The 25,186-nt window shown below is 68.1% G+C and carries 23 protein-coding genes; 8 read left to right on the forward strand and 15 right to left on the reverse strand.

What is annotated here, in order from left to right; genetic code table 11:
• Positions 1–82: 82 nt before the first annotated feature.
• Positions 83–1,459: a 16S rRNA (cytosine(967)-C(5))-methyltransferase RsmB gene (gene rsmB / locus KHC24_RS08425; RefSeq protein ID WP_213362328.1), complete on the reverse strand. Its 1,377-nt coding sequence runs from the start codon at positions 1,457–1,459 to the stop codon at positions 83–85.
• A 143-nt stretch (positions 1,460–1,602) separates the two neighbouring features.
• Here rsmB and KHC24_RS08430 point away from each other — a divergent pair, with 143 nt between their 5' ends.
• Positions 1,603–2,553, forward strand: a complete 951-nt coding sequence (locus KHC24_RS08430) for a glucokinase (RefSeq protein WP_213362336.1) — start codon at positions 1,603–1,605, stop codon at positions 2,551–2,553.
• 99 nt (positions 2,554–2,652) lie between these two features.
• Here the strand turns inward: KHC24_RS08430 and KHC24_RS08435 are convergent, their stop codons facing one another.
• From KHC24_RS08435 to KHC24_RS08445, 3 genes are all read right to left on the reverse strand, one after another.
• Complete coding sequence (locus KHC24_RS08435; RefSeq protein WP_213362343.1) at positions 2,653–3,396, reverse strand: RluA family pseudouridine synthase; 744 nt, start codon at positions 3,394–3,396, stop codon at positions 2,653–2,655.
• Positions 3,397–3,465: 69 nt separating this feature from the next.
• Positions 3,466–5,028 carry a patatin-like phospholipase family protein gene (locus tag KHC24_RS25545; RefSeq protein ID WP_271180482.1) on the reverse strand — a complete coding sequence of 521 codons (1,563 nt, stop codon included), beginning with the start codon at positions 5,026–5,028 and terminating at the stop codon, positions 3,466–3,468.
• Between the two features lie 29 nt (positions 5,029–5,057).
• Complete coding sequence (locus tag KHC24_RS08445) at positions 5,058–5,837, reverse strand: 3-hydroxybutyrate dehydrogenase (protein WP_213362345.1); 780 nt, start codon at positions 5,835–5,837, stop codon at positions 5,058–5,060.
• Between the two features lie 188 nt (positions 5,838–6,025).
• Here KHC24_RS08445 and KHC24_RS08450 point away from each other — a divergent pair, with 188 nt between their 5' ends.
• From KHC24_RS08450 to KHC24_RS08475, 6 genes are all read left to right on the forward strand, one after another.
• Entirely contained in the window at positions 6,026–6,529 is a 504-nt protein-coding gene (locus KHC24_RS08450) for a Fur family transcriptional regulator (protein WP_213362353.1), read from the forward strand.
• 85 nt (positions 6,530–6,614) lie between these two features.
• Positions 6,615–7,898: a flavodoxin-dependent (E)-4-hydroxy-3-methylbut-2-enyl-diphosphate synthase gene (ispG, locus tag KHC24_RS08455; protein ID WP_213362361.1), complete on the forward strand. Its 1,284-nt coding sequence runs from the start codon at positions 6,615–6,617 to the stop codon at positions 7,896–7,898.
• Positions 7,898–9,103 carry an MFS transporter gene (locus KHC24_RS08460; RefSeq protein ID WP_213362380.1) on the forward strand — a complete coding sequence of 402 codons (1,206 nt, stop codon included), beginning with the start codon at positions 7,898–7,900 and terminating at the stop codon, positions 9,101–9,103. The genes ispG and KHC24_RS08460 overlap by 1 nt, the downstream gene beginning before the upstream one ends.
• 144 nt (positions 9,104–9,247) lie before the next feature.
• Positions 9,248–10,285 carry an aspartate-semialdehyde dehydrogenase gene (locus KHC24_RS08465; RefSeq protein WP_213362388.1) on the forward strand — a complete coding sequence of 346 codons (1,038 nt, stop codon included), beginning with the start codon at positions 9,248–9,250 and terminating at the stop codon, positions 10,283–10,285.
• 351 nt (positions 10,286–10,636) lie between these two features.
• Positions 10,637–11,278, forward strand: coding sequence for a DUF1007 family protein (locus KHC24_RS08470; protein ID WP_213362396.1), 642 nt, complete (start codon positions 10,637–10,639; stop codon positions 11,276–11,278).
• Positions 11,275–12,228, forward strand: a complete 954-nt coding sequence (locus KHC24_RS08475) for a nickel/cobalt transporter (protein ID WP_213362398.1) — start codon at positions 11,275–11,277, stop codon at positions 12,226–12,228. The genes KHC24_RS08470 and KHC24_RS08475 overlap by 4 nt, the downstream gene beginning before the upstream one ends.
• 77 nt (positions 12,229–12,305) lie before the next feature.
• On the opposite strand, the gene KHC24_RS08480 is transcribed toward KHC24_RS08475, so the two are convergent.
• The 8 genes from KHC24_RS08480 to KHC24_RS08515 form a co-directional block, all read right to left on the reverse strand.
• On the reverse strand, positions 12,306–13,046 hold the full coding sequence (locus KHC24_RS08480) for an acetoacetate decarboxylase (protein WP_213362400.1): 741 nt from the start codon (positions 13,044–13,046) through the stop codon (positions 12,306–12,308).
• Positions 13,047–13,168: 122 nt separating this feature from the next.
• Entirely contained in the window at positions 13,169–16,591 is a 3,423-nt protein-coding gene (locus tag KHC24_RS08485; protein ID WP_213362412.1) for an autotransporter family protein, read from the reverse strand.
• A gap of 189 nt (positions 16,592–16,780) precedes the next feature.
• Positions 16,781–17,770, reverse strand: a complete 990-nt coding sequence (locus KHC24_RS08490; RefSeq protein ID WP_213362426.1) for a WD40 repeat domain-containing protein — start codon at positions 17,768–17,770, stop codon at positions 16,781–16,783.
• Positions 17,771–17,862: 92 nt separating this feature from the next.
• On the reverse strand, positions 17,863–18,837 hold the full coding sequence (locus KHC24_RS08495) for a CobW family GTP-binding protein (protein ID WP_213362428.1): 975 nt from the start codon (positions 18,835–18,837) through the stop codon (positions 17,863–17,865).
• A 202-nt stretch (positions 18,838–19,039) separates the two neighbouring features.
• Positions 19,040–20,005, reverse strand: coding sequence for a metal ABC transporter substrate-binding protein (locus KHC24_RS08500; protein ID WP_213362430.1), 966 nt, complete (start codon positions 20,003–20,005; stop codon positions 19,040–19,042).
• 12 nt (positions 20,006–20,017) lie between these two features.
• A complete protein-coding gene (locus KHC24_RS08505) occupies positions 20,018–20,890 on the reverse strand; it encodes a metal ABC transporter permease (RefSeq protein ID WP_213362432.1) in 873 nt (290 codons plus the stop codon).
• A complete protein-coding gene (gene aztA, locus KHC24_RS08510) occupies positions 20,887–21,633 on the reverse strand; it encodes a zinc ABC transporter ATP-binding protein AztA (RefSeq protein WP_213362441.1) in 747 nt (248 codons plus the stop codon). Before aztA ends, KHC24_RS08505 begins: the two co-directional genes overlap by 4 nt.
• On the reverse strand, positions 21,633–21,833 hold the full coding sequence (locus KHC24_RS08515; protein ID WP_213362444.1) for a hypothetical protein: 201 nt from the start codon (positions 21,831–21,833) through the stop codon (positions 21,633–21,635). The genes aztA and KHC24_RS08515 overlap by 1 nt, the downstream gene beginning before the upstream one ends.
• A 217-nt stretch (positions 21,834–22,050) precedes the next feature.
• Here KHC24_RS08515 and ppa point away from each other — a divergent pair, with 217 nt between their 5' ends.
• Entirely contained in the window at positions 22,051–22,578 is a 528-nt protein-coding gene (gene ppa, locus KHC24_RS08520) for an inorganic diphosphatase (protein WP_213362453.1), read from the forward strand.
• A 93-nt stretch (positions 22,579–22,671) separates the two neighbouring features.
• Here the strand turns inward: ppa and KHC24_RS08525 are convergent, their stop codons facing one another.
• Genes KHC24_RS08525 through KHC24_RS08535 form a run of 3 tightly spaced genes read right to left on the reverse strand, consistent with a single transcriptional unit; the run spans position 22,672 to position 24,958 of the window.
• A complete protein-coding gene (locus KHC24_RS08525; protein ID WP_213362997.1) occupies positions 22,672–23,679 on the reverse strand; it encodes an Ldh family oxidoreductase in 1,008 nt (335 codons plus the stop codon).
• A gap of 32 nt (positions 23,680–23,711) precedes the next feature.
• Positions 23,712–24,530: a creatininase family protein gene (locus KHC24_RS08530; protein WP_213362455.1), complete on the reverse strand. Its 819-nt coding sequence runs from the start codon at positions 24,528–24,530 to the stop codon at positions 23,712–23,714.
• 32 nt (positions 24,531–24,562) lie between these two features.
• Positions 24,563–24,958 (reverse strand): RidA family protein, encoded by a 396-nt coding sequence (locus KHC24_RS08535; RefSeq protein WP_213362457.1) that lies wholly within the window; start codon positions 24,956–24,958, stop codon positions 24,563–24,565.
• Between the last annotated feature and the right edge of the window lie 228 nt (positions 24,959–25,186).

The raw sequence follows: 25,186 nt of genomic DNA on the forward strand, positions 1-25,186 counted from the left end.
AACCGGTTCCCTCCCAGAATCCCCCGGATGAGTCGTTGCCAGCTTAACCGAGCCCTGAGTCGCGTCCACCATCCTATGCCCCTTACGAAGCATCCGGGGCTCCGCGACGCCGCAACCGCGCGGCGAAGAAGCCATCGAGCCCACCACGGCGCGGGTCTTCATGCGGCAGATGCGTCGGCAGGGTGCGGATCTCGCCGGCGGCATTGATCCAGTCGGCGGCGACGCCGTTCTCGCCGGGCAGCACCGGCACGCGCTCATAGTCGTCGCGCGCGGCGAGCAGCGCCTCGATCTGCCGCTCGCCCTCCTCCGGCTCCAGCGAGCAGGTGGAATAGACCAGCACCCCGCCCGGCCGCACGAGGTCGGCGGCATTGCGCAGGATCCGCGCCTGCAGCGCGCCCAGGCTGGCAATGTCGGCCGGCGCCTTCGACCAGGCGACATCGGGATGGCGGCGGATGGTGCCGGTCGCCGAGCACGGCGCGTCGATCAGCACCGCGTCGAAAGGCCCGCCATTCTCGATGCCGACTTGCCAGCTCGCCGCATCCGCCTCCACTATCTCGGCTTCGAGCCTGAGCCGCTCGAGATTCTGCTTCAGCCGCCGGAGCCGCACGGCGGAGCGGTCGAGCGCCGTCACCTGCGCCCCCGAGGCGGCCAGTTGCGCGGTCTTGCCGCCCGGCGCCGCGCACAGGTCGGCGACGCGCATGCCGGGGCCGGCATGGATCAGCCGGGCCGGGATCGCCGCCGCCGCATCCTGCACCCACCAGGCTCCCTCGTCGAACCCCGGCAGGGCGGTGACGTTGCCGGCCTCGATGAGCCGCACCGAGCCGGTCGGCAGCAATTCGCCGCCGAGCCGCTCCAGCCATGGCTGCGGATCGTCCTTGATCGTAAGGTCGAGCGGCGCTTCGCGGGCGAGGGTGCGGGCGATCGCCTTGGCGGCCTCGGCGCCATAGGCCGAGGTCCAGCCGCGGATCAGCCATTCGGGCTGATCGTACACCGCATCGGCCTCCAGTTTTGCCCGCCCCTCGCGGGCGATCCGGCGCAGCACGGCGTTGATCAGCCCCTTGAATCCGGCGGTGGAGGGCTGCTCCCCCGCCAGCTCGACGCTGGTCGCCACCGCCGCATGGTCCGGCACGTCCATGAACAGCACCTGGGCGGCGCCGATCAGCAGCAGCGTCTCGCCGCGCCGGGCCTTCTCCGGCAACGGCTTCTCGAGGAAAGCCGCCAGCAGCGCCCGAAGCGAGCCGAGACGGCGCAGCGTGGTGGCGGCGATCATGCGGGCGAGCCCCCGGTCGCGCTCGTCGAGATCGCGCGACAACCGGTCGAGCGCCTCCTCCAGCGGACGACCATTGACGAAGACGGCGTCAAAGGCATCCGCCGCAGCACGGCGGGCGGCAAGGCCCGGCAGGACCGGGGCGGCCTGACGGCCAGTGGGACGGCGCGGACGGCGGGGGGATTCGCTCATTTTTTCGGACTAGGCCGGTATGAGGCGGAACGCAACCACCGCCATGCCGCTTGTCGTCAAGATACGCAGCCGGGGCTTGTCGAAGCGCGCGAGATTGGCTCCTATGCGCCACCATCCCACCGCGACCCGAACATCCAGGCCCAATGCCCCATCTCATCCTGATCGCCGACATTGGCGGAACCTCCTCCCGCCTCGCCCTCGCAGGCACCGATGGACGCCCGCAGGATGTACGCATCCACCGCAACGACGCCTTTTCCGGCTTCGAGGCGTTGATCGAGACCGATCTTGCGGCGCGCGGCGTGGCGGCCGACGATGTCGGCGGCGCGGTGCTCGCCATCGCCGGACCGGCGGATGGCGAGCATGTGCGGCTCACCAATCGCGACTGGTCCTTCGCCAAGGACGAGCTGCGCCGCCGCTTCGGCTGGCAGAAGCTGCTCGGCGTCAATGATTTCGAGGCTCTGGCCTATGGCGTGCCGGCGCTCGGCCCGGACGATCTGGTGGCGGTCGGCGGCGGCGAGGCGGCCGAGGGCGCCCCCATGCTGGTCTGCGGACCCGGCACCGGCTTCGGCGTCGCCGGCCTGCTCAAGATCGGCGACACGTTCCGCGCCGTCACCGGCGAGGGCGGCCATGCCCGCCTCGGCGCCACCAATACCGAGGAAGCCCGGCTGATCGCCCATATGGTGCGCGAGCTCGGCCCGGTGGTGGTGGAGCACGCGCTTTCCGGTTCCGGCCTCGCCCGCATCCATCGCGTGCTCACCGGCGACCGGCTGTCGCCCGAGCAGGTGATCGCCGCCGCCTTCGGCGGCGACGGCGAGGCGCGCGAGACCTGCAACATGTTCCTGCGGCTGTTCGGCCGCATCGCCGGCGATCTCGCGCTGACCTTCGACGCCCGCGGCGGCGTCTATCTCGCCGGCGGCGTCTCCGCCGGACTGCTGCCTTTTTATGAAAGCTCGCCCTTTCGCGATGCCTTCGAGGAGCACCCGCCGCTGGATCCGCGGCTCATCGCGACGCCGGTGCACATCATCACCCACCCGACGCCGGGCCTGCTCGGCTGCGGCCAGCTGGCCGGCCGCCTGGCCCGCGAACTCGTCTGAAGCCTTGTCGTACGAGGCAGATAAAGCCGGCGTGACGAGGCGGATTGCGGCCTGCGCGGGGAATGCACGGGCGCCGCGCCACCACTGAAGCTCTAGATTCTAGAGCTTCGAGAAGGCCACCGCATCTGCCGCCTGCGCCACCTCGGCCGGATCGAGGCCCATGCCGGCGAGCGTCGCCATCATATGCGGCGGCAACGGCGCGCGGGCATCGATCGCCGGCTTGCCCTTGGGCTGCGGCACCACCACCCGGCGCGCGTGGAGGTGCAGTACCGGCCCGCCCGGCAATCGCGAGGCGCCGCCATAGATGCTGTCGCCGAGGATCGGGTGGCCGATGGCGTCGAGATGCACCCGCAACTGGTGGGTGCGGCCGGTGAGCGGAGACAGCGCCAGTACCGACAGCCCTTCGCCGGCGGCGATCAGCTCCCATTCGGAGATCGCCTCCTGCCCGGCCGGATCGACCGCCATCCACCAGCCGCGATGCGGCGAACGCTTGGCCAGCTTCAGCTCGACCCGCCCGCGCGTCTCGGCCGGCACGCCCTTGGCCACCGCGACATAGGTCTTGCCCACCGCCCCGCTCGCGAACGCCCTGCCGAGATCGGCCAGCGCCTTGCGGTGGCGGCCGAGCACCAGGCAGCCGGAAGTGTCCTTGTCGAGCCGATGCGCCAGTTCCGGCGCGCTGGGCAGGCCGAAGCGCAGCGCGTCGAGATGATCCGCCAGCGTCTCCCCGCCCTTGGGCCCCTTGTGGACCGGCAGGCCGGCGGGCTTGTCGATGATCAGCATCATCGCGTCGCGATGAAGCACGCGCGCGGCAATGTCGGGAACAGGCGGGTGATCGGGGCTCATGCTCTCTCTCAGCACAAGCCCGTCCCGTCGTCGAGCCCCCCGCGCAGCCGTCACGCTGACGGCCGCGGGCTAGCCGTTTTTCAGTTCGTGATGCACGTCGAGCGTCGAGCGCACGCCGATATCGTCGTAATGACGCTCGAGGAACCCCTCCGCCGCCTCGCGGCCGATGTCGCGCAGGAACAGCAGGAACTCCCATTCCGCGTTCATCTTGGTCGAGGCGTCGAGCGCCACCAGCTTCTCGGCGCCGTCGATCCGGTGCATGCGCAGGTTGCGATAGCCGTCGATCCCGTCGCCCTTGTGGCTCAGCCGCCCCTCGCTGAGCAGCCGGGTGACGAATTCGGCGGCGCGCAGCTGGGCAAGCAGCGAGGCGTTGAAGGTGATCTCGTTCATCCGGTTCTGGATGTCGCGGGCGGTCTTCGGCGTCTCGCGGCGGATGATCGGGTTGATCTGGATGAGCAGGATGTCGTCGGTCTTCACCGCGTCGTAGAAGGGGAACATGGCCGGGTTGCCCATGAAGCCGCCATCCCAATACGGCACGCCGTCGATTTCCACCGCCTGGAACATGTTGGGCAGGCAGGCCGACGCCATGATCGAGGCCGGTGTCAGCTCGTGCTTGGAGAACACCTTGACCTTGCCGGTATGCACGTTGGTGGCGCTGACGAACACATGCACATGGCTGCACGCCTGCACCGAGTCGAAATCGACATGCTCGGCAATCAGGTCCATCAGCGGGTTGATGTTGAGCGGATTGAGGTCGTAGGGCGAGAAGAACCGGCTCATGACATCCATGGTGATGTAGGCCGGGTTCATGTTCAGCGACCAGTTGCCCATCAGCCGGTCGAGCAGGGTGCGCTGCAGCGGGCTGGTGCGCCCATCCTTGGAAACCGCGCGCCAGTATTTCGCCAGCGCCTCGCGCCCGCCCTCATTGCCGCCGCGCGCGAGGCCTGAGGCCAGCACCGCCGCATTCATGGCGCCGGCACTGGTGCCGGAAATGCCCTCGACGACGATCCGCCCGTCCTCCAGCAGCCGGTCGAGCACCCCCCAGGTGAAGGCGCCATGGGCGCCGCCGCCCTGCAAGGCGAGGTTGATCGGCTTGAGGTGGTTCTTGAGCGCTTCCGCCTTGGCCGGCGCGGTGGAATTGGTATTGCGCCGCACCGCTTCCTTGCCGACCGGGCCGTGCACCGAAATCGCGGTGGCGACGGTCTCGGTCTCCTTGCTCACCGCCGGGGGCCTCTCAGGCTTGGCCGGCGCCGCCTCCGGCTTTTCGGAAGCGGCGACCGATGCGGTGGCGCTCACGGATGGCGCGGCGGCAGTCTTGCCGGCACCAGCCTTTGTGGGTGAGGCCTTCGCCGTGGCGGCCCTTCCCGAGGCTGCCTTGCTGGTCGTCACTTTGCCGGATGTGACGCGCTTCGCGGCGGCGCGACCGGACGCCGCCGCCGCTCCAGCTGCCGGCAATGCGGCTTCCGGCGGCTTGACCGCCGGTTCCGAAGCCGCCGGCAGCGGCGGATTGGCGGAGGCGCCGGTGAGGGTGACGGCCTCGCCGCCATCCTTCTGGACGGCAGCACGCCCGGCGGCGCCCTTTCTGGCGGCGGAACGCCGCGACGTCGAAATGTCGGCCACCTTGTCAGTCACCTGCGCCTCCCCTGGGGTTCACCCTTGGCTTACTCGGCCACCCAGCCGCCGTCGATCTGCTGCAGCGAGCCGGTGATCGACTTCGCGCCGTCGCTGCAAAGGAACACGGCCAGCGCCGCCACTTCCTCGACCTTGACGAATTCCTTGGTCGGCTGTTCGGCCAGCAGGAATTCCTTCACCTGCTCCTCGGTGATGCCGCGCGCCTTGGCGGTGTCGGGGATCTGCTTCTCGACGAGAGGCGTCCATACATAGCCGGGGCAGATGGCATTCACCGTGATGCCGAAGGTCGCGGTCTCCAGCGCCACCGTCTTGGTCAGGCCGGCAATGCCGTGCTTGGCCGAGACATAGGCCGATTTGAACGGCGAGGCGACCAGCGCATGCGCCGAGGCGGTGTTGATGATGCGGCCCCATTTGCGCGCCTTCATGCCCGGCACCGCCGCCTTGGTGGCGTGGAAGGCGGCCGAGAGGTTCAGCGCGATGATGAGGTCCCACTTGTCGTCCGGAAAATCCTCGATCGGCGAGACATGCTGCACGCCGGCATTGTTGACGAGAATGTCGACCGAGCCGAGCTGCTCCTCGCCGAACTTTATCAGCGCCGCGCATTCCGAGCCCTTGGTGAGGTCGGCGGCGGAATACACCGCCTTCACGCCGAACTCGCTCTCGATGCCGGAGCGCTCCTTCTCGATCGCCGCCGCATCGCCAAAGCCGTTGAGCGTGATGTTCACGCCCTCGGCCGCCAGCGCACGGGCGATGGCGAGGCCGATCCCGCTGGTCGAGCCGGTGACGACGGCGTTCTTACCCTTGAGCATCGAAAATTCTCCTGCCTGAGTTCTGCGGCATCGCAACCAATCGCGGGACGGCTCGCCGCCGCGCGGCCTCGTCCCCATATGAGTCACGCTAGCATGGCCGCCGGTCATTGCTAGTCCCGTCGCACGGTCGCAAACGGCTGGCCGCGAAGACGGTTTCCCGTTTCCTATCCGTCAGCTACGATCCTTGCATGACAGTTCCGGCCGCCGCACATCATGACCATGACCATACCGCCTGCGTAGCCGACGTGCTCGCGCGCGCCGAGGCATGCTGCGATGCGAGCGGCGCCCGGCTGACGCCGCTGCGCCGGCGGGTGCTGGAGACGCTGGCACAGAGCCACATACCGCTCGGTGCCTATGACCTGGTGGAAAAGCTCGGCGCCGTCGGCGAGCGCCCGCCGCCGATGTCGGTCTATCGTGCCCTCGACTTCCTGGTCGCCGGGGGCCTGGCCCACCGCATCGAGAGCCGCAACGCCTTCCTCGCCTGCGGCCGGGCGCATGAAGCCGATGACGTGATCGTGTTCCTGATCTGCGAACGCTGCGGCCTCACCGACGAGGTCGCCTCCCACGCCATCGGCCGTGACATCGCCTGGGCGACCCGCGCCGCCGGCTTCACGCCGCGCACCCCGGTGCTGGAGATCGCCGGCACCTGCGCCCGCTGCCGGACGGAGGCCGGCAAGGCCGCCGCCAGTTGACGCCGGCGGTTGACGCAAGCTTGCGCCCGGCCTACCCCTCCGGGCTGTTCTTCCTACTGGCCGTCACGCCGCCGGAACCCGTGTCATGACTGCTGAAACCGCCCCGATCGTCGCGCCCGAGCTGGAAGCCGCCGGCCCGCATGAGCGGCGCCTCACCGTGCCGGTCAAGGTCGGCGCGGTCACGGTGGGCGGCGGCGCGCCGGTGGTGGTGCAGTCGATGACCAACACCGACACCGCCGATGCCGAGGCGACCGCGCGCCAGGTGGCGGCGCTGGCCCGCGCCGGCTCGGAAATCGTGCGCATCACCGTCGATCGCGAGGAATCCGCCCGCGCCGTGCCGGAGATCCGCGAGCGCCTCGCCCGCATGGGGCTCGACACCCCGCTGGTCGGCGATTTCCACTATAATGGCCACCTGCTGCTGGCGAACTTCCCCGAATGCGCCGAAGCGCTGGCGAAGTACCGCATCAATCCCGGCAATGTCGGCTTCGGCAACAAGCGCGACCGCCACTTCGCCACCATCGTCGAGATCGCCATCAAGCACGACAAGCCGGTGCGCATCGGCGCCAATTGGGGCTCGCTCGACGACGATCTGCTCACCCGACTGATGGACGACAACGCCAAGCTGCCGCGCCCCGCCGACGCCCGCGCGGTGACCCGCGAGGCGCTGGTGCGCTCGGCGCTGCTCTCCGCGGCGCTGGCCGAGGAGATCGGCATGAAGCGCGAGAAGATCATCCTCTCCGCCAAGGTCTCGGCGGTGCAGGACCTGATCACCGTCTATGCCGAGCTTGCCCGTCGCGCCGATTACGCGCTGCATCTCGGTTTGACCGAGGCAGGAATGGGCTCGAAGGGGATCGTCGCCTCGACTGCCGCGATGGGTGTCCTCTTGCAGCAAGGCATCGGCGACACCATCCGCGTCTCGCTCACCCCCGAGCCGGGCGGCGACCGCACCCGCGAGGTGACGGTGGCGCAGGAAATGCTGCAAACCATGGGCCTGCGCACCTTCGTGCCGCTGGTCGCCGCCTGCCCCGGCTGCGGACGCACCACCTCCACCACCTTCCAGGAGCTGGCTTTCGAGGTGCAGGACTACATCCGCACCTCGATGCCGGAGTGGAAGAAGCACTATCCCGGCGTCGAGACGCTGAACGTCGCGGTGATGGGCTGCATCGTCAACGGGCCGGGCGAGAGCAAGCATGCCGATATCGGCATCTCGCTGCCCGGTACCGGCGAATTCCCCACCGCCCCGGTCTATATCGACGGCAAGAAGGCGATGACCCTGCGCGGCCCCAGCCTGCGCGAGGATTTCAAGAAGATCGTCGAGGAGTATGTGGCGCGGCGCTTCGGCGTCGCCCGCGCCGGCGCGGCGGAATAATGCCGGCTTCGCAGGCGCCGATGGCGGCAGGGACAAGGCCGCCGATCCCGGCCACCGTATGGGTGCTCGGCCTGGTCAGCCTGGCGATGGATATCTCCTCGGAGATGGTCCAGACGCTGCTGCCGATCTATCTCGTCACCGAGCTCGCCGCCTCGGCGCTCGCCATCGGCTTCATCGAAGGGCTGGCGGTGGCCGTCGCCATGGTGACGCGGCTGTTCTCCGGCGTCGTTTCCGACTGGACCAGCAAGCGCAAGCCGCTGGCCGTGCTCGGCTATGGCCTCGGCGCGGTGTCGAAGCCGATGATCCCGCTCGCCGGCTCGCTCGGCTGGATCGTCGCCGCCAAGGCGCTCGACCGCATCGGCAAGGGCATTCGCGGCGCCCCGCGCGACGCGCTGATCGCCGATACCACCCCGCCGGAGATTCGCGGCGCCGCCTTCGGGCTGCGCAAGTCGCTCGATACCGTCGGCGGCTTCGTCGGCCCGCTGGTCGCCATCGGCCTGATGCTCGCGACCGGCGGCGACATCCTCACCGTATTCTGGATCGCGACGATCCCCGCCTTCCTCGCCGTCGCGCTGCTGGTCGTCGGCATAAGCGAGCCGGCACAACCGGCGGCGCCGGCCAAGGAGCGGCCGCGCCTTGCCGCGGCCGGCCGGCTGAACCGCACGACATGGGCGATGATCGCCGTCGCCTGCCTCTTCACCATGGCGCGGTTCAGCGAGGCCTTCCTGCTGCTGAAATCGCAGGAAGTCGGCCTCGCCACCGCCTGGGTGCCGATCACCATGGTGGTGATGCACGCGGTCTACGGGCTGGCCGCCTATCCGGTCGGCCGCCTGTCCGACCGCACCGGCCGCATGGGGCCGCTCGCCATCAGCCTCGTCCTGCTGCTCGCCGCCGATCTGGTGCTGGCGCAGGCCGGCACGTTGCTGCCGTTCTTCGCCGGCATCGTGCTGTGGGGGCTGCATATGGGCTTCTCGCAGGGCATCCTCGCCACGCTGATCGCCGATGCCGCGCCGGCGCAGTTGAAGGCGACCGCCTTCGGCGTCTTCAACCTGATGACCGGGCTGACGGTGCTCATGGGCAACATCGCCGCCGGCTGGCTGTGGCAAGCGCACGGCTCGTCCGCGACCTTCCTGGCGAGCGGGGCGCTGGCGGCGCTGGCGCTCCTCGCCTTCCTGCTGCTGCGCGAGACCTGGCGGCCGGCCTGATCCCCCTGCGGGATGCGCACCACCCAACGCGTGCCACCGTTGCGTCCGCCGCACGGCACGGGCGTTGCCTCGCCTCGACTTTCGGCGTAAAAGCCCGCGCTCGCCCGAGCTTGTGAATGGCAGGGCCGTCAGGAGATATTCGAGATGGGTTACAAGGTCGCTATCGTCGGCGCCACGGGCAATGTGGGCCGCGAAATGCTCGACATCCTCGCCGAACGCGGTTTCCCCGCCGACGAGGTGGTTGCGCTCGCCTCCCGCCGTTCGGTCGGGACGGAGGTCTCTTTCGGCGACAAGACCCTGAAAATTAAAGCCCTCGAGAACTATGACTTCTCCGACACCGACATCTGCCTGATGTCGGCCGGCGGCGAGGTATCGAAGCAGTGGTCGCCGAAGATCGGCGCCCAGGGCTGCGTCGTCATCGATAATTCCTCGGCCTTCCGCTACGACAGCGACGTTCCGCTGATCGTGCCGGAAGTCAACGCCGATGCGGTGAAGGGCTTCACCAAGAAGAACATCATCGCCAATCCGAACTGCTCGACCGCGCAGCTCGTGGTGGCGCTGAAGCCGCTGCACGATCTGGCGACCATCAAGCGCGTGGTGGTGGCGACCTATCAGTCGGTGTCGGGCGCCGGCAAGGAGGCGATGGACGAATTGTTCTCGCAGACCCGCGCCGTGTTCGTCTCCGACCCGATCGAGGCCAAGAAGTTCCCCAAGCGCATCGCCTTCAACGTCATTCCTCACATCGACGTCTTCATGGAAGACGGTTACACGAAAGAGGAATGGAAGGTGATGGCGGAGACGAAGAAGATCCTCGATCCGAAGATCAAGCTCACCTGCACCGCCGTGCGCGTGCCGGTGTTCGTCTCGCATTCGGAAGCGGTGAACGTCGAGTTCGAGCGCCCGATCACCGTCGAGGAGGCCACGCAGGCCCTGCGCAACGCGCCGGGCGTGCTGGTGGTCGATAAGCGCGAGGCCGGCGGCTACATCACGCCTTACGAGGCGGCCGGCGAGGATGCCACCTATGTGTCGCGCATCCGCGAGGACGCGACGGTGGAGAACGGCCTCTCCTTCTGGTGCGTGTCGGACAATCTGCGCAAGGGCGCGGCACTGAACGCGGTGCAGATCGCCGAAGTGCTGGTGAACCGCAAGCTGCTGCAGCCGAAGTCCCAGAAGGCGGCGTGAGCCGACTTCTGTCATAGAGACCTGAGGCGGCGTGAGCCGACTTCTGTCATAGAGACCTGAGGCGGCGTGAGCCGGCTTCTGTGGCAGAGACCTAAGGCGGCGTGAGCCGGCTTCTGTCGCAGAGACCTAAGGCGGCGTGAGCCGGCTTCTGTCGCAGAGACCTAAGGCGGCGTGAGCCGGCTTCTGTCGCAGAGACCTAAGGCGGCGTGAGCCGGCTTCCGGTTTGCAGCCTGAAAATTCGAGACGGCCGCCTTCGGGCGGCCGTTTTCATTTCCGCGATCCGGTGTCACGTTTCGGTCGAACTCCTCATGGATCAATGGTGCTCCCGCCGTTGATCATCGGATTCGGCCTTTGGCTCGCCTCCTCGCCCGTTTCGCCGCTCTCGCTCTTGCGCTGGCCGCCCTCGCCTCGCCCGCCGCGGCGCATCCGCATGTGTGGGTGGTGATCAATTCCCAGCTGCTCTACGGACCTGACGGCGCCCTCACCGGCGTGCGCCACGACTGGACCTTCGACGAAGGGTTTTCCAGCTTCGCCCTGCAAGGCCTGGAGCAGACCCCCGACGGCAAGCCGACGCCGAAGACGCTCTCCGAGCTCGCGCAGGTCAACATCGATTCGCTCAAGGAATTCGACTATTTCACCTATGCCAAGCGTGGGAAGGAGCAGTTCCCCTTCGCCCCGCCGCGCGACTACAGCCTCACCTATGACGGCACGGCGTTGACGCTGCATTTCACCCTGCCGCTGCAAAAGCCGCTGCCGGCCAAGGGCAGCACGGCGGTCGACGTCTACGACCCGACCTATTTCGTCGCCTTTCAGCTCGCCGACAATGATCCGGTGAAGCTCGCCGGCAGTCCGGCCGGCTGTACGGTGGATGTGCATCGGCCCGATCCGGCGGCCGGCTCCACCAGCCTGTCGGAAGGCTTCTTCAACGCGCTGACCTCGGCGAGCAATTTCGGCTCGCAATTCGCCAACCGCGCCACGGTGAGTTGCCCGTGAGGCGCACGGCCTGGCTGCTGGTGGGCGGTCTCGTCGCCGGTATCGTTCTCGCGCTGCCCGCCCTCGCCCAATCGCCGTTCGGCGTCGCGGCGCCGCCGCCCGCGCCGGACGGCCTTGCCGGCTTCATCCTCGCCAAGCAGGCGGAGTTCTACCGCCTGCTCACCGGCGCGGTGCGGGCCGCCAAGCAGGACGGCTCGGCGCTTTATCTGCTCGGCGGCATCTCTTTCGCCTATGGCATCTTCCACGCCGCCGGGCCGGGACACGGCAAGGCGGTGATCTCCTCCTATCTGCTGGCCAATGAGGCGAGCCTCAAGCGCGGCATCGGCCTCGCCTTTGCCAGCGCCCTCGCCCAGTCGCTCACCGCCATACTGGTCGCCGGCATCTTCGCCGTCGTCCTCGGCGCCACCGCCGCCACCATGCAGCGCGCGGTGTTCCTCATCGAGATCGCCGCCTATGGCCTGATCGTGCTGCTCGGCACCCGGCTCGCCTATGTTAAGGCGCGCGCACTCGTCCGGGCCTGGCGCGGCGAGCCGGATCACGTCCATGCCGCCGGCGAGGCCTGCGAGGACGGCCACGCGCATCTGCCCGGCCCGGCGGCGCTGCCGCGCGGCGGCTTGCGGGAATGGTGGGCGGCGGTGCTGTCGGTCGGCCTGCGCCCATGCAGCGGCGCGATCCTGGTGCTGGTGTTCTCGCTCACCCAGGGCATCTTCTGGGTCGGCGCCGCCTCCACCGCGCTGATGGGGGTCGGCACCGCGATCACGGTCAGCGCCGTCGCCGCCATCGCGGTGTTCGCCAAGCATCTGGCGGTGCGGCTGGCGGCGAAGCGAGAGGGCAACGGCATCGCGGTGGCGTTGCGGGCGGTGGAACTCGCCGCCGCCCTCGCGCTGGTCGCCTTCGGCCTCGCCTTGCTGTTCGGCTTCATGGCGAGCGAGCGGCTGGGCCTCGGCTGAGGCGGGCCATGAAAAAGCCCGCGCGTGACGGCGCGGGCTTTCCGATCGCTTCGCGGCATCGCTGCGCGGCGTGGCGCTCAGTCCTTCAGATAGTCATACGCAACCTTGCCAAGCCCGAGCGTCAGGTCGGACTTGATGTGCACGGCTGAGAGCACCTCCAGCACCGGCAGCTTGGCGACGTCGCAGATGGCGTGCGGGAACAGGCCGAGCGCCGCCGGTCCCGTCCATGCCTCCTTGATGGTGACGTCCTCGAGATAATACTCGACCAGCTCGCAGATCCGCGCCGAGCCGTCGACATGCGGGATGATCTTGATCATCCAGTTCGGCGCCAGCATCGATTTGAGCACCGCGTCCTTGTCGAGCGCCTCGTATTTGTAGCCCATGGTGCCGCAGGCGCAGAGCACGCTGCCATAGTTCAGCTTGGCCACCAGCACGTCGCTCTCGACCGCGAAGCTGGGCTTGGCGAGCTTCTTGGGGAAACCCCACAGCTCGCGGCCGCCGGCGATCGGCGCCTCGTCGTCGAGATACATCGAGTGGACGAAGCCGCCCTTCTTGCCCTCGAACTCCACCGGGATCACCTGCCCGGTCTCGGTGTAGTCGCCGAAGCCGGTGGAATCCGGCATGCGGATGAACTCGTATTTGACGATCGGCTCGACCACCTTCAGCGGCTCGGGCACTACCTTTTCCAGCGCCGCCGGGTCGGTGCGGTAGGTGATGATGAAATATTCGCGGTTGAAGAAGCGATACGGCCCCTTGGGATAAGAGGGGCTGGTCAGCGGCATCGAATAGGCGGTCTTGCGGACGTCCTCGATCTTCATGGCATGCGGTCCTTGCTGAGATGCATCAAGCCTAGCCCATTTGCCGCGACGCGGTAGAGGTTCCTTGCCGGATCGCCGGACGAAGCGGCGGCACCCGGCCGCCCCGCCTGTCGATCCCCGCCTCAGAACCGGTAAGTCAGCCCACCCTTGACCGCATTGGTCTCGACCTCGTCGCCGAACTGGCCCTCATAGCCGATGTTCAGCGACAGGTTGGCGCCGACATCGAAGCCCAGCCCGGCGCCGAGCACGAAGCTGTCCTCGGCGATCGGCGCGCCGGCCACGCTGAAGCCGCTGCCGGTCTGGATGAACGACATCGCCATCTCCGGGGTAATGTCGCCATAGGCATGGCGCCAGGCCAGCGAGGCATGCGGGGTCAGCGTGCCGCCGCCCGCGTCGAGGCTGGTCGCCAGCCTCAGGCCGAGCGTTGAATAGGGCGTGTCGAACGACAGTCCCGACGAGCTCAGCCCGGTCACCGGCGCATTGGTTTCGGTGAAGCTGTCGGTCTCGACCCAGCTCCAGGCGATCTGGGCGAAGGGCTCCAGCGCGAGATTGCCCATCTCCACCGCATAGCCGGCCTCAATGAACAGGTTGGCGGTCGAGCCGTCATAGGAGCCGCGCGGATTTTCGGTCACGTCGAGCAGGCTGGCGGTGCGGCGGCTGTCCATGCTGCTCCAGCCATAGGAAGCGCCGGCGCGCAGCCGCCATGCCTCCAGGCTGGTGCCGGCATAGGCGGCGATCAAGGCGGTGTCGGCGTCGACGCTGCTCAGCCGGTTGTCGACATCGCTCGATGCCGACACATAGCCGGCCGCCAGGCCGAAAGTGGTCGCCCCCACCGTGACGTCGCCGCCGGCAAGGAAGCCGCCCAGCGAGGATTCGACTTGCGCCGAATTGCCGTTGCCGTCCGCCGTGCTCCATTGGCCGTAACCCTGCACCCAGCCGGCATAGACCGGGCCGGGCGCGGCAACTGGCGGCGCCTTTACCGGGATCGGGCTGGCGGGAGCCGGTGCCTTGGCGGCATAGGCAGTCGCCGGACCGCCGAAGCCGAGCGCCGCGGTCTGGGAGTTCGTCGCCGCCGCCTGCCGCAGGCGGGAGACCAGCGTGTCGGCGACCAGCGTGTTCTGGCTGTAGAGCGTGGTGCCGAGCGAGGCATGCGCCTCGCCCGAGAGCAGGTCGAACCCCGGCGACAGCGCGCCCTGCTCGCCCGGATGCAGGGAAACGATCTGCGAATAGAGCGTGCCGGTGCCCGCCGCGTCGAGCGCGCCCGCCACTGCCGCCTGGTTGGCGGTCTGCGCGAAGCTGGCGAAAGCGGTGCCGTTGCGCGCCAGCGTCACCGTCACCGAGGCGCCGTTGCGACCAAGCGTCGGGTCGATGAACAGATAGTCCGGCGCCACCAGCGTGGTGAACTGGCCGTTCGGCGTCGTGGTCTGCTGGGCCGAGACGATGGTGTAGACCTGCCCGGCATTGACGGGGCCGTCGGCGATCGACATCACCACGGTGCCGCCATTGATCGCCGCGGTGCCGGCGACGATCTGGTCGGAGCTGGTAGCGTTCGCCTCGACCACATAGGTCGAGCCGGCATTGAAGGTGACGGTGCCGGCGACATTGAGCATGCCGATGGAGTTGCCCGGCGACACGGTGGCGCCGGAATTCACCGTCAGCGCGCCGAGGCTGGCATTGCCGGAGAGGCTCGACCCATTGCCCATGGCCACGCTGGCGGAAGACAGCGAGCCGTTGAGGTTCAATTGGCCGTCCAGAATTACATTGCCGGCAAAGCTGCTCGATCCCGTCGCCGCATAATTGGCGTCGGAGCCGAGAAACAGCGTCTCGAAGTCGCGATACTGCGCGCCGTTGCCGAGGAGGCCGACATTGAAGTTGCCGCTGCCGGCGAGGCGGAAGGTGTCGCTGCCGGCGCCGGCGGTGACATAGCCGGCCACCGTGCTGCCGGAACGGTAGATGAACAGGTCGTCGCCACCGCCCATGTCGACGGCCTTGGCATTGTCGCTCTGGATGATGCCGGCATTGTCGATGATGTCGGCATGATCGCCGATGAAGGTCACCGCCACGCCGTCCGAGCGGATGATGCCCTCATTGAGCAGCGTGGTGGCGAAGGGCGCCGGGCCCTGGTTGCTGTCGTCGACCAGAATGGCCCGGCCGACATTGTCCTGTCCCTCGTTGGGATAGTTGTCGAACGCCTCGATCACCCCGGTGGCATAATTGTGGATCAGCCCGCCGCCGATCGCGAGGCCATCGGCTGTGTTGGGCAGGCCGTCCTTGGTGCCGGTGGCGCCGGTGCCCTGGATCAGCCCGTAATTGTGCAGCTCGACCTTGCCGTCGACATCGACGCCGTCACCGTCCCCATCGGCCACCCCATCGGCCTCGCCGTCATCGTCGATGAGGCCGGTGACTTCGCCGCGGATGATGCCGTAATTGATCACGGTAGTGACGGTGTCGCCGGTGCTGTCGACATTCACGCCGGAGCCGTTGCGGCCGATGATCAGGCCGCCTTGATCGTTGAACACAGAGATCTCGCCATCGCCGGTGATGCCGTGCTTGGCGCCGTAGATGCTGGCGTTGACCTTGTTGACGACGCTGCCGCCGGCCTCCTGGAAGTCGACGCCGTCGCCATCGCTGGAGAGGTCGGTCGACTGGATGAGCCCGTGATTGATCACGCTGGCGCCGGCGCCGGGGCGGATGCCATCCGCCTCGCTCGACTGCAGGGTGCCGTAATTGGTGATGGTGATGACGTTGTCGGGCGAGGTCAGGTCGGCGAAGTCGAGTGCCTGGCCGGCGCCGCCGTCGATCAGCCCGTGATTCTCGATGGTGATCACCGCGGCAGTCGTGTCCGAATCGGCGGCGATCTTGATGGCGTCGTCGCCGCCGATCAGCCGGCCAGAGGCCTCGTTGATCAGCGTGAAAGATTTCAGCGTCTCGATATTCGCCTCGTCGTCGAACTTGATCGCCCGGTCTTCGTCGCTCAGCGTCTGGATGGTGCCGGAATTGACCAGCACGATGGTGCCGCCGCCGAGCCGCACCGCGTCGTTCTGCTCGGCGGTGATGGTGCCGGCATTCTCGATCCGCACCTTGGCGGTGACGTCATTGGCCGAGTTGAGGTCGAAGGCCTGCCCCTCTTCCGAGGTGATAGAGCCGGTATTGACCACCGTGAGCGTGCCGCCGGCAAACGCGTCGTCGATGCGGAAGCCGTCATCGGTCGAGGCGATGCTGCCATTATTGGTGAGGGAATAGCTGCCGCTCACGGCACCATCGGTGTCGAAGGCGCGCTTCTCGCTGAGGATCTCGCCATCATTCACGACCACGACCCCGGCACCGGTCGCCGGACCGTCCCAGATCACCGCACTCTTGGCCACGTCGAGCGTACCGCCCGCCTCGACCGTGCCGCTGTCGGTGCCGGACACCGTCTGCTGCTTGGTCTGGGTGGTGCCGGCCGGCACCGTGAAGCTGTCGGCGCGGGCCGCGAGCGGCGCGAACAGGAGCGAACTGGCGGCAATGAGCGCACGGCAGCTCGCCGACAAGAAGAAGCGGTTCATGCGGACATCCCCAGGCCCATAGTGCTAGCGATCTGCGCTACCCAGCCTCGATGACAGGGAGGTGACGCACGCGGAAGCCAACGGCGATCGTCTAGGGATACCGGCGATCGCGGGAATGACTGTGCCCTCAGAGCAACAGCGAAGAGACCTAAACCTTTGAAGCCGGCAGTCTTTCCGCCGCCGCCGCGTTCACAGCACCAGCACGCCGGCGCTGCCGCTTTCGGTGCCGATGCACAGCGCCCCGCCATCGGCGCGCCACGCCATGGCGGAAACCGGGCTGGCATCCGGGGCCCGCGCCAGGATCTCGGCGCCGTCGGAAATGCGCACCAGCATCGCCATGCCGTCCTCGAAGCCGATGGCGATCACCTCGTCCTTCGGATGCGCGGCGACGCAGGAGACCCGCACGTCGCGCGGCGCCAGCATGGAGGGCTGCTTGCCCATCGGCCCCTCCTTGCTGGCGAACGGCCAGAGGATCGCCTCGTTGGAGCCGGAGGTGGCGAGGAACTTGCCGCCGGCGGTGAAGGCCATCGACTTCACCCGCGCCGGATAGCCGCTCATGCGCATGTGGCCGCCATCGCTGAGCCGCCAGCCATGCAGCGCCGACTCCTGCATGGTGGTCACCACGAAACGCATGTCGGGGCTGAAGGCGACGCCGCGATGCGAGCCCTTCCACTCCAGAAATTCCGGCTTGGCCTGTGCGTTGGGGAACCACAGCGTCACCCCGCCATAATGCGCCACGGCAAGCCGCGTGCCCTTGGGGGCGAAGGCCAGCCCGCCGACGGTGGAAGCCACGGTCAGCGTCTTCATCTCGCCCTTGGCCGGCTGGAAATGCGCGGTTTTGCCGGCAGAGAAGGCGATCGCGTCGGCCCCGATCGCCACCTGGTCGATCCAGCGCCCCTTCTGCTCGAACACCACTTCGGTGGAGCCGTCGCCGCGCGTGCGCACCACCCGCCCGTCATCGCCGCCGCTGAGAATCGAACGCGCATCCGCGGCGAGCGACAAAAGCACGCCCTTATGCGCCTCGACCCGCAGCGGCTCCTCGCCGGCGAAGGCGAGCACGCCCTCGGCCAGCGCGAAGACCGGGGTGGCGCCGAGATAGGCCGCGCCGACGACGGCGCCGTCGAGCGCATGCGCGCGCAGCTTCGAGGTCAGGGAGGAAGGAGTGCTGTTGACGGCCATGAACAGGTCGGGCTCGGATCCGGAAACGCGAAGGGCTGCGCCGGACTAGCGCATATTGCGCCCGCCGTCACGCAGCCCGCCTGTGCGAATGCTCACGCCACGCAGGCGCGAAAACCCTTTTCCAGCGCCGGCACGTCCAGCTTGCGGCCGATGAACACGATGCGGCTCAGCTTCGGCTCATCCGGCTTCCACGGACGCTGATGGTCGCCGTCGAGGATCATGTGCACGCCCTGGAAGACGAAGCGGTCCGGGTCGTTCTTGAAGGCGAGGATGCCCTTGGAGCGCAGGATGTTCGGCCCCTCGCGCTGGGTCAGCTCCTGGATCCACGGGAAGAACTTGTCCGGGTCCAGCGGCAGCTCGCTGGTGAACGACACCGAGCGCATATCCTCGTCGTGGAAATGCTTGTGGCCGGCCTCGAGGAAATCCGGATCGATGGCCTGGATGCGGTCGAGGTCGAACGCCCCCTGCCCCAGCACCTTGTCGATGGCGATGTCGGAGCGCTGGGTGCGGTGGATGCGCGCGAACGGGTTGATGGCGCGGATGCGCAGTTCGACATCCTTCAGCTCCGCCTCCGACACCAGGTCGGTCTTGTTGAGCAGGATGACGTCGGCAAAGGCGATCTGGTTCTTCGCCTCGGGGGCGTCCTTCAGCCGGTCCTTCAGCCATTTGGCGTCGGCCACCGTCACTACCGCGTCGAGCTTGGTCTTGGCGCCCACCGTCTCGTCGACGAAGAAGGTCTGCGCCACCGGCGCCGGGTCGGCGAGGCCGGTGGTCTCGACGATGATGCCGTCGAAGCCGTCCTTGCGCTTGAGCAGCCCGTCGATGATGCGGATCAGGTCGCCGCGCACGGTGCAGCAGATGCAGCCGTTGTTCATCTCGAACACTTCCTCGTCGGCGCCGACCACCAGGTCGTTGTCGATGCCGATCTCGCCGAACTCGTTGACGACGACGGCAAATTTCTTGCCGTGCGGCTCGGAGAGGATGCGGTTGAGCAGCGTCGTCTTGCCGGCGCCGAGATAGCCGGTCAGCACGGTGACGGGGATTTTTTCGGCCTGGGTCTCAGCCATAAAAGTCGCTCCAAACTTTACGTTTCCTCTCCCCGTCGGGGAGAGGTGGCCCGCGAAGCGGGTCGGTGAGGGGCGATGCCAGTGGGTGGCGCGGAAGCCCCCTCACCCGCCCTCTCCGTCGACATCGGAGGCTTCCGATGTCGACCTTGCCGGACACCGAACCCGGCGATGGCCGAAATCGGTGCGGAGAGAGGGAACCCCGTCAGCTCGACAGCGCCGCCGAGAATTCGCGGATGTTGTTCTGCATCATGTCGATATAGGTGGCGGCCGGACCCTTGTCATCGGACAGCGCGTCGGAAAATACCGTGCCGCCGATCTTGGCGCCGGTCTCGTCGGCGATGCGCTTGATCAGGCGCGGATCGGAGATGTTCTCCAGGAACACCGCCGGAATCTTCTCGGCCTTGATCTGCCGGATGATGCGGGCGACATCCTTGGCCGAAGCCTCCGCCTCGGTGGAAACACCCTGCGGCGCGATGAACTCCAGGCCATAAGCGGCACCGTAATAGCCGAAGGCGTCGTGCGAGGTGATCACCCGCCGCTTGTCGGCGGGAATGCGGGCCACCGCCGCCTTGATTTCGGTGTCGAGCGCCTTGAGCTTTTCGAGGTAAGCGCTCGCATTTGCCTCATAGGTCGCCTTGCCGTCCGGATCGGCGGCGATCAGCCCGTCGCGGATGTTGGCGACGTAGATCTCGGCATTGCCGACCGATTGCCAGGCATGCGGATCGGTCTCTTCATGATCGTGGCCGGCATGCGCCTCCTTGCCGGCCTCATGCGCGTGCCCCTCTTCCTCCATCTCGCGCGCCTCGACGCCCTTGGAGACCACCATCATGGTCGCCTTGGTGCCGGAGGACTTCACCAGACGATCCATCCAGCCCTCGAAACCGAGGCCGTTGACGAACACCACCTTGGCAGCGGCCACCTTCTTGGCGTCGGCCGGCGCCGGCTGGAACACATGCGCGTCGCCGTCGGCACCCACCAGCGTCGATACCGCGACGCGGTCGCCGCCGACATTCTTCACCAGGTCGCCGAGGATCGAGAACGATGCCACCACCGGCAACCGGGTCTCGGCGCCCCCTGGGGTGGACTGCGCCGCCGCAGGAGCAGCGATGGGAACGGCGGCCAACGCCATGAGCAGCGCGCCGGCTGCGGCAATGCGGGAGAGCTTCATGCGACAACTCCTTCAGGCTTCGAGATGTCGGCGCGGCATCAGGCGGAGCAGGATGCCGCCGATGGGCCCGACGAGCACCGACAGCACATAGGCGCCGCCGGCGACGAGGATAATGGCAGGCCCGGAGGGCACGCCGAGATGATAGGAAACCAGCAGGCCGATCACCCCCGAGCCGCAGGCGACCAGCACGGCGGTCAGCACCAGCGCGGTCAGGTCGCTCGCCCAGAAGCGGGCGGTGGCGGCCGGCAGCATCATCAGCCCGACCGCCAGCAGCGTGCCGAGCGCATGGAAGCCGCCGACGAGGTTGAGCACCACAAGCGCGAGAAAGACGAGATGCGTCGGTGTTCCCGCCCGGCTCACCGAGCGCAGGAAGCCGGGATCGACGCACTCCACCACCATCGGCCGCCACAGCACCGCTAGCGTCAGCATGGAGACGGTGGAGACGCCGACGATCAGCAGCAGCGTCGGGTCGTCGAGCGCCAGCACGGTGCCGAACAGCACGTGCAGGAGATCGACATTCGAGCCGCGCAGCGACACCAGCATCACCCCGAGCGCCAGCGAGACCAGGTAGAAGGCGGCGAGTGCCGCGTCCTCCTTCATCTGCGTCGCCCGCGCCACCGCGCCGGCGCCGATCGCCACCGCGAAACCCGCGACCAACCCGCCAATGGTCATGGCGAACAGGTTCAGCCCGGCGGCGAGGAAGCCCACCGCCGCGCCGGGCAGGATGGCGTGCGCCATGGCATCGCCGGCCAGACTCATCCGCCGCAGCATCATCAGGACGCCGATCGGCCCGGCGCCGAGGCCGAGCGCGATCACGCCGACCAGCGCCCGGCGCATGAAGTCGAACTCGGCGAAGGGCGCGATGAAGAGATCATACGGGCTCATGCCGCGCGCTCCGCTTCACAGGCATGGGCGCTCTCGTCCCAGGCCTCGCACATGTGCCGTGCCTTGATCAGGTTGGAGGGCGTCAGCACCGCCCGCGTCTCGCCCCACTCCACCGGCGAACGGGCGAGCAGCAGCGTGCGCGGGAAATGCGCGCGCACCAGTTCGAGGTCGTGCAGCACCGCCAGCACCGTGCGTCCCTCGCCGTGCCAGCGCTCCACCAGCGCGATCAGGTCGCGCACGGTGGCGGCGTCGAGGGCGGTAAAGGGTTCGTCGAGCAGGATGATCTCGGCGTCCTGCATCAGCAGCCGCGCGAACAGTGCCCGCTGCATCTGCCCGCCGGACAGCGTGCCGATGGTCCGGCGCTCGAAGCCGTCGAGGCCCACCGCCGAGATCGCCGCGGCGATGCGCTCGCGGTCGGCGCGCGAGACGCCGCCTAACAGCCCGGTGCGCCGCCACAGGCCGAGCGCCACGATGTCGTAGACATTGATCGGGAACGAGCGATCCACCTCGGCCGCCTGCGGCAGATAGGCGATGCGCCGCCCGTCATCCGGCCGGGCGATACTGCCCGACAGCGGCGACAACAGCCCCATAACGCCCTTCAGCAGCGTCGACTTGCCGGCCCCGTTCGGCCCGCAAACGGCGATCAGTTCGCCGCGGGCCACCACGCCGCTCAAATGATGCACCGCCGGATGCCGGTCATAGCCCAGCGTCACGTTGCGAAAGGCGAGGACCTCCTCCGCCATCACGCGCCTCCCCACAGCACCGCGAGCGCCGCTGCCCACAGCAGCACGGCGACCGGCAGCACCAGCGCCAGCCGCGTGAAGGCGGACATCCGCAACAGCGACGGCGCCGCCGTGGCCGCCGGGTGGCGGGTACCGGGCGGATGCGCATGATGCGGATGCGCGTGATCCAAATGATCGTGATGGTGATGCGATGCGGGCATGCGGGACCTCGAAGACGACGCGATTGATACAACATATCACCGAACCGCGTCCAGCGATTTGATACATTATCACATCGCATCTGCGAGATTTACCGCCGCATTGCGGCATATGCGCCGAATTGCCCGCTCGCAGTCTCTCGACGGCGGGCTTCCTCCGACCTATTAGGAAGCGCTTTGTCGGCCGGAAAGCCCGGCATTTTCGATCTGGAGCCCGTTCATGGACATTTCACGCATCTCGGCCGGACCGAATCCGCCGGAGGAAATCCACGCCTTCATCGAGATCCCGGCCGGCGGCGCGCCGGTGAAGTACGAGCTCGACAAGGAATCCGGCGCGATTTTCGTCGACCGCTTCCTGCACACGCCGATGTTCTATCCGGGCAATTACGGCTTCATCCCGCAGTCGCTCGGTGATGACGGCGATCCGCTCGACGTGATCGTGCTCTCCCCGGTGGCGCTGATGGCCGGCTGCGTCATTCCCTGCCGCCCGGTCGGCGTGCTGATGATGACCGACGAGAAGGGCGGCGACGAGAAGGTCCTCGCCGTGCCGGCCAACAGCGTCTACCCGTACCACTCGAAGGTGACGTCCTATCAGGACCTGCCGCCGCTGATCATCGATCAGATCACCCACTTCTTCACCCACTACAAGGATCTGGAGAAGGGCAAGAAGGTCACGGTCGCCGATTGGGAAGGCCCCGAGCGCGCCCGCGAGCTCATCGTCAAGGCGATCGAAGCCGCCAAGAAGTGAGGCGCCCGCCGCAGAAGCGGCGCCGGCGACAGCAGGATCAAGGGGCCGTCCGCTGCCAGTGGGCGGCCCTTTTGGCATCGGCGCCGGCGCAGCTCAGCCGGCGAACCCCATCCCGGCCAGCGCGGCCCGCAGCGCCGGCGGCACGCTCACACCGTCCCGCGCGGCCTTCTCGCGATTGGCGAGGCGCCGTTGGCCCGGCAGGCGCGCGCCGGGCTCGCCCTCGATCGTCGCGACCAGCCGTTCCATATGGTCGAGATAGGCCGCCCCCGCCGTCCGGCTGGGATCGATGGCGATGATCACATGGCCGACCGCCGCCGGCGGCCCCTCGCCTTCGAAGAAGCTCGGCGCGTCGAAGGCGAAGGTGGAGGCGGTCAGCCCCGCCGCCATCACCTCGATCAGGAAGGCGAGCGCCGTGCCCTTGGCCTCGCCCATCGGCACCATGGTCCCGGCGAGCCCGGCCTTCGAATCGGTGGTGGGCCGTCCCTCGGTGTCCAGCGCCCAGCCTTCCGGGATCGGCTCGCCGCGCTGCGCCGCCGCCAGCACGTTGCCCCGCGCCACCTTGGCGACCGAGAGATCGACCACCGCCGGCGGCCGGTCGCGCAGCGGCGTGGCGAAAGCCAGCGGATTGGTGCCGAACACCGCCTTCTTGCCGCCCCAGGGGGCGATCGAGGCCGAGGCGTTGGAGAAGGCCAGCGCCACCAGCCCGCGCTCGGCGAGCTTTTCCACCGGCTGGCCGGCGACGCCGAAATGGCTGGAGCGCCGCAACGACACCAGCGCGATGCCGGTCTCGCGGGCGATCTCCTCCGCCAGCGGCAGCGCCTGCTCGATGGCCGGATAGGCGAAGCCGTTGCCGGCATCGACGCTGAGCACGCTCGGCGCCACCCGCCGGCTGACGGGGGTCGCATGGCCGTCGATCTTGCCGGCCGCCACCATCGCCGAATAGCTCGGCAGGCGGGCGAGGCCGTGGCTGCCGAGCCCGTCGGCCTCCGCCGCCACCAGCGCCTGCGCGGTCGTCGCGGCATTGGCCGGCGAAGCGCCGAAAGTCTCCAGCACCCGGCTCGCATAGGCGCGGGCTTCGTCGAGCGTCAGCCGCATCGGCATGGCGGTCATATCCATCGCGTTCACCGGGGCATTCACGTCGCGCTTCCCCCGAGCGGCCCGGCCGCAAGGCGGGCGAGGTCGAAACGCTGCACATCGGCGAGCAGCGCCACCAAGGCGCGCGCACCATAGACGGCGCAGGCGCGTCCCTTCTCGGTATCGGCCTCGGTGGCGTCGCCCATGGCGCCGGTGGGGTTGATGTCCTGCGACATCCAGCCGAAGCCGGCCGGCGTGCCGGCGCGCAGATACTGGAACTCCTGTTCCATGCCGAGCGTCGCCGGGACGAAATTGTCGATCTTGTCCTCCCGCACCATGTCGGGGCGGAACTGCAGCATCAGCGAGGTCTCGATGCCGCCGGCATGGATGCCGTGCTGGCGCTCGGTGGCCGAGAACAGCCCCTCGGGATAGCCGAAGCGATGCCACGACACCGTCACCGCCAGCATGCCGAGCCGGGCACGAAGCTCGCGCGCCACAGTGTCGAGGGTGGAGACATTGCCGCCATGCGAGTTGACCAGCACGATCTTGCGCACACCGGCGCGAAAAACGCTCTCGCCGATCTCGATCCACGCGCGGGCCAGCGTCTCGGCCGACAGCGTCAGCGTGCCCGGAAAGAAGATGTGTTCGTTCGACTTGCCGATCGACTGCATCGGCAGGAACACCGCCGGCAGGTCGTCCGGCAGCAGCTTGATCACCTCGTCGAGATAGCCCTGCCCGATCATCTGGTCGACGCCGACCGGCAGATGCGGCCCGTGCTGCTCCACCGCCGCCACCGGAAGCACGGCGATCCAGTTTCCGACCTCGCCTTGCGCGAAGTCGGTCCAGCTCATTTCGGTCCACAGGCGTTTGGGCGGCATGATCGGGCTCCGCGACGTTCGAAGGCGGCGTTCTAGTCCCGATCCGCCCGCGCCGCCAGCGCCTCGATCTCGACCTTGAACTCGGCCCTCGTGAAGCCGGAGACGATCATCAGCGTCGAGGCTGGCGGCGGATCGGCGACGAAGCGGTCGCGCGCCGCCATATAGCCGGCCATATGCGCCCGGTCGGTGACATAGGCGTTGAGCCGCACGATATCGCCCGGCCCCATCCCCGCCTCTTCGAGGCAGGCGGCGATGGCGCGGAAGCACAATGCCGCCTGCTCCTCGGCGCTGTCGGGGATGGCGTCGTCCGGCGAAATGCCGAGCTGGCCGGAGGTAAGCAGCAGTCGCGCGCCGGCCTGCACCTCCACCGCGTGACTGTAGCGGGCGAAGGGACGGCGGATCGCGGCGGGAAGAAGATGGCGCAGCATGCGGCGTCTTGTCCTTCAAGCTTGTTTCCGGCCCAGCCCGGAGCCCGTCTTTCTTACCCTCTCCCCATCGGGGAGAGGTGGCCCGCAAAGCGGGTCGGTGAGGGCTCTAGCGATTGGGAAGCGTTGAAGACCCCTCTCCCCTCGGGAAGAGCAAAGCTCTCCGGCAAGGCCGCCCGACTCTTAAGCCCGCAAATTTGTGCGGACAAGGCCGCGCGGGAGATATGTGCA

Origin of the sequence: Ancylobacter defluvii, assembly GCF_018390605.1 — a bacterium.
GTDB classification, from domain to species: Bacteria; Pseudomonadota; Alphaproteobacteria; order Rhizobiales; family Xanthobacteraceae; genus Ancylobacter; species Ancylobacter defluvii.

Bases quoted from the DNA above. Each gene is read 5' to 3' on its own strand.
- ispG (WP_213362361.1), top strand. From the start codon at position 6,615: ATGACTGCTGAAACCGCCCCGATCGTCGCGCCCGAGCTGGAAGCCGCC.
- KHC24_RS08450 (WP_213362353.1), top strand. From the start codon at position 6,026: ATGACAGTTCCGGCCGCCGCACATCATGACCATGACCATACCGCCTGC.
- KHC24_RS08505 (WP_213362432.1), bottom strand. From the start codon at position 20,890: ATGAGCCCGTATGATCTCTTCATCGCGCCCTTCGCCGAGTTCGACTTC.
- KHC24_RS08535 (WP_213362457.1), bottom strand. From the start codon at position 24,958: ATGCTGCGCCATCTTCTTCCCGCCGCGATCCGCCGTCCCTTCGCCCGC.
- KHC24_RS08435 (WP_213362343.1), bottom strand. From the start codon at position 3,396: ATGAGCCCCGATCACCCGCCTGTTCCCGACATTGCCGCGCGCGTGCTT.
- KHC24_RS08480 (WP_213362400.1), bottom strand. From the start codon at position 13,046: ATGAAGATCGAGGACGTCCGCAAGACCGCCTATTCGATGCCGCTGACC.
- KHC24_RS08525 (WP_213362997.1), bottom strand. From the start codon at position 23,679: ATGCCGATGCGGCTGACGCTCGACGAAGCCCGCGCCTATGCGAGCCGG.
- KHC24_RS08530 (WP_213362455.1), bottom strand. From the start codon at position 24,530: ATGCCGCCCAAACGCCTGTGGACCGAAATGAGCTGGACCGACTTCGCG.
- KHC24_RS08500 (WP_213362430.1), bottom strand. From the start codon at position 20,005: ATGAAGCTCTCCCGCATTGCCGCAGCCGGCGCGCTGCTCATGGCGTTG.
- KHC24_RS08485 (WP_213362412.1), bottom strand. From the start codon at position 16,591: ATGAACCGCTTCTTCTTGTCGGCGAGCTGCCGTGCGCTCATTGCCGCC.
- KHC24_RS08490 (WP_213362426.1), bottom strand. From the start codon at position 17,770: ATGGCCGTCAACAGCACTCCTTCCTCCCTGACCTCGAAGCTGCGCGCG.
- KHC24_RS08430 (WP_213362336.1), top strand. From the start codon at position 1,603: ATGCCCCATCTCATCCTGATCGCCGACATTGGCGGAACCTCCTCCCGC.
- KHC24_RS08495 (WP_213362428.1), bottom strand. From the start codon at position 18,837: ATGGCTGAGACCCAGGCCGAAAAAATCCCCGTCACCGTGCTGACCGGC.
- KHC24_RS08465 (WP_213362388.1), top strand. From the start codon at position 9,248: ATGGGTTACAAGGTCGCTATCGTCGGCGCCACGGGCAATGTGGGCCGC.
- rsmB (WP_213362328.1), bottom strand. From the start codon at position 1,459: ATGAGCGAATCCCCCCGCCGTCCGCGCCGTCCCACTGGCCGTCAGGCC.
- KHC24_RS08445 (WP_213362345.1), bottom strand. From the start codon at position 5,837: ATGCTCAAGGGTAAGAACGCCGTCGTCACCGGCTCGACCAGCGGGATC.
- ppa (WP_213362453.1), top strand. From the start codon at position 22,051: ATGGACATTTCACGCATCTCGGCCGGACCGAATCCGCCGGAGGAAATC.
- KHC24_RS08460 (WP_213362380.1), top strand. From the start codon at position 7,898: ATGCCGGCTTCGCAGGCGCCGATGGCGGCAGGGACAAGGCCGCCGATC.
- aztA (WP_213362441.1), bottom strand. From the start codon at position 21,633: ATGGCGGAGGAGGTCCTCGCCTTTCGCAACGTGACGCTGGGCTATGAC.
- KHC24_RS08515 (WP_213362444.1), bottom strand. From the start codon at position 21,833: ATGCCCGCATCGCATCACCATCACGATCATTTGGATCACGCGCATCCG.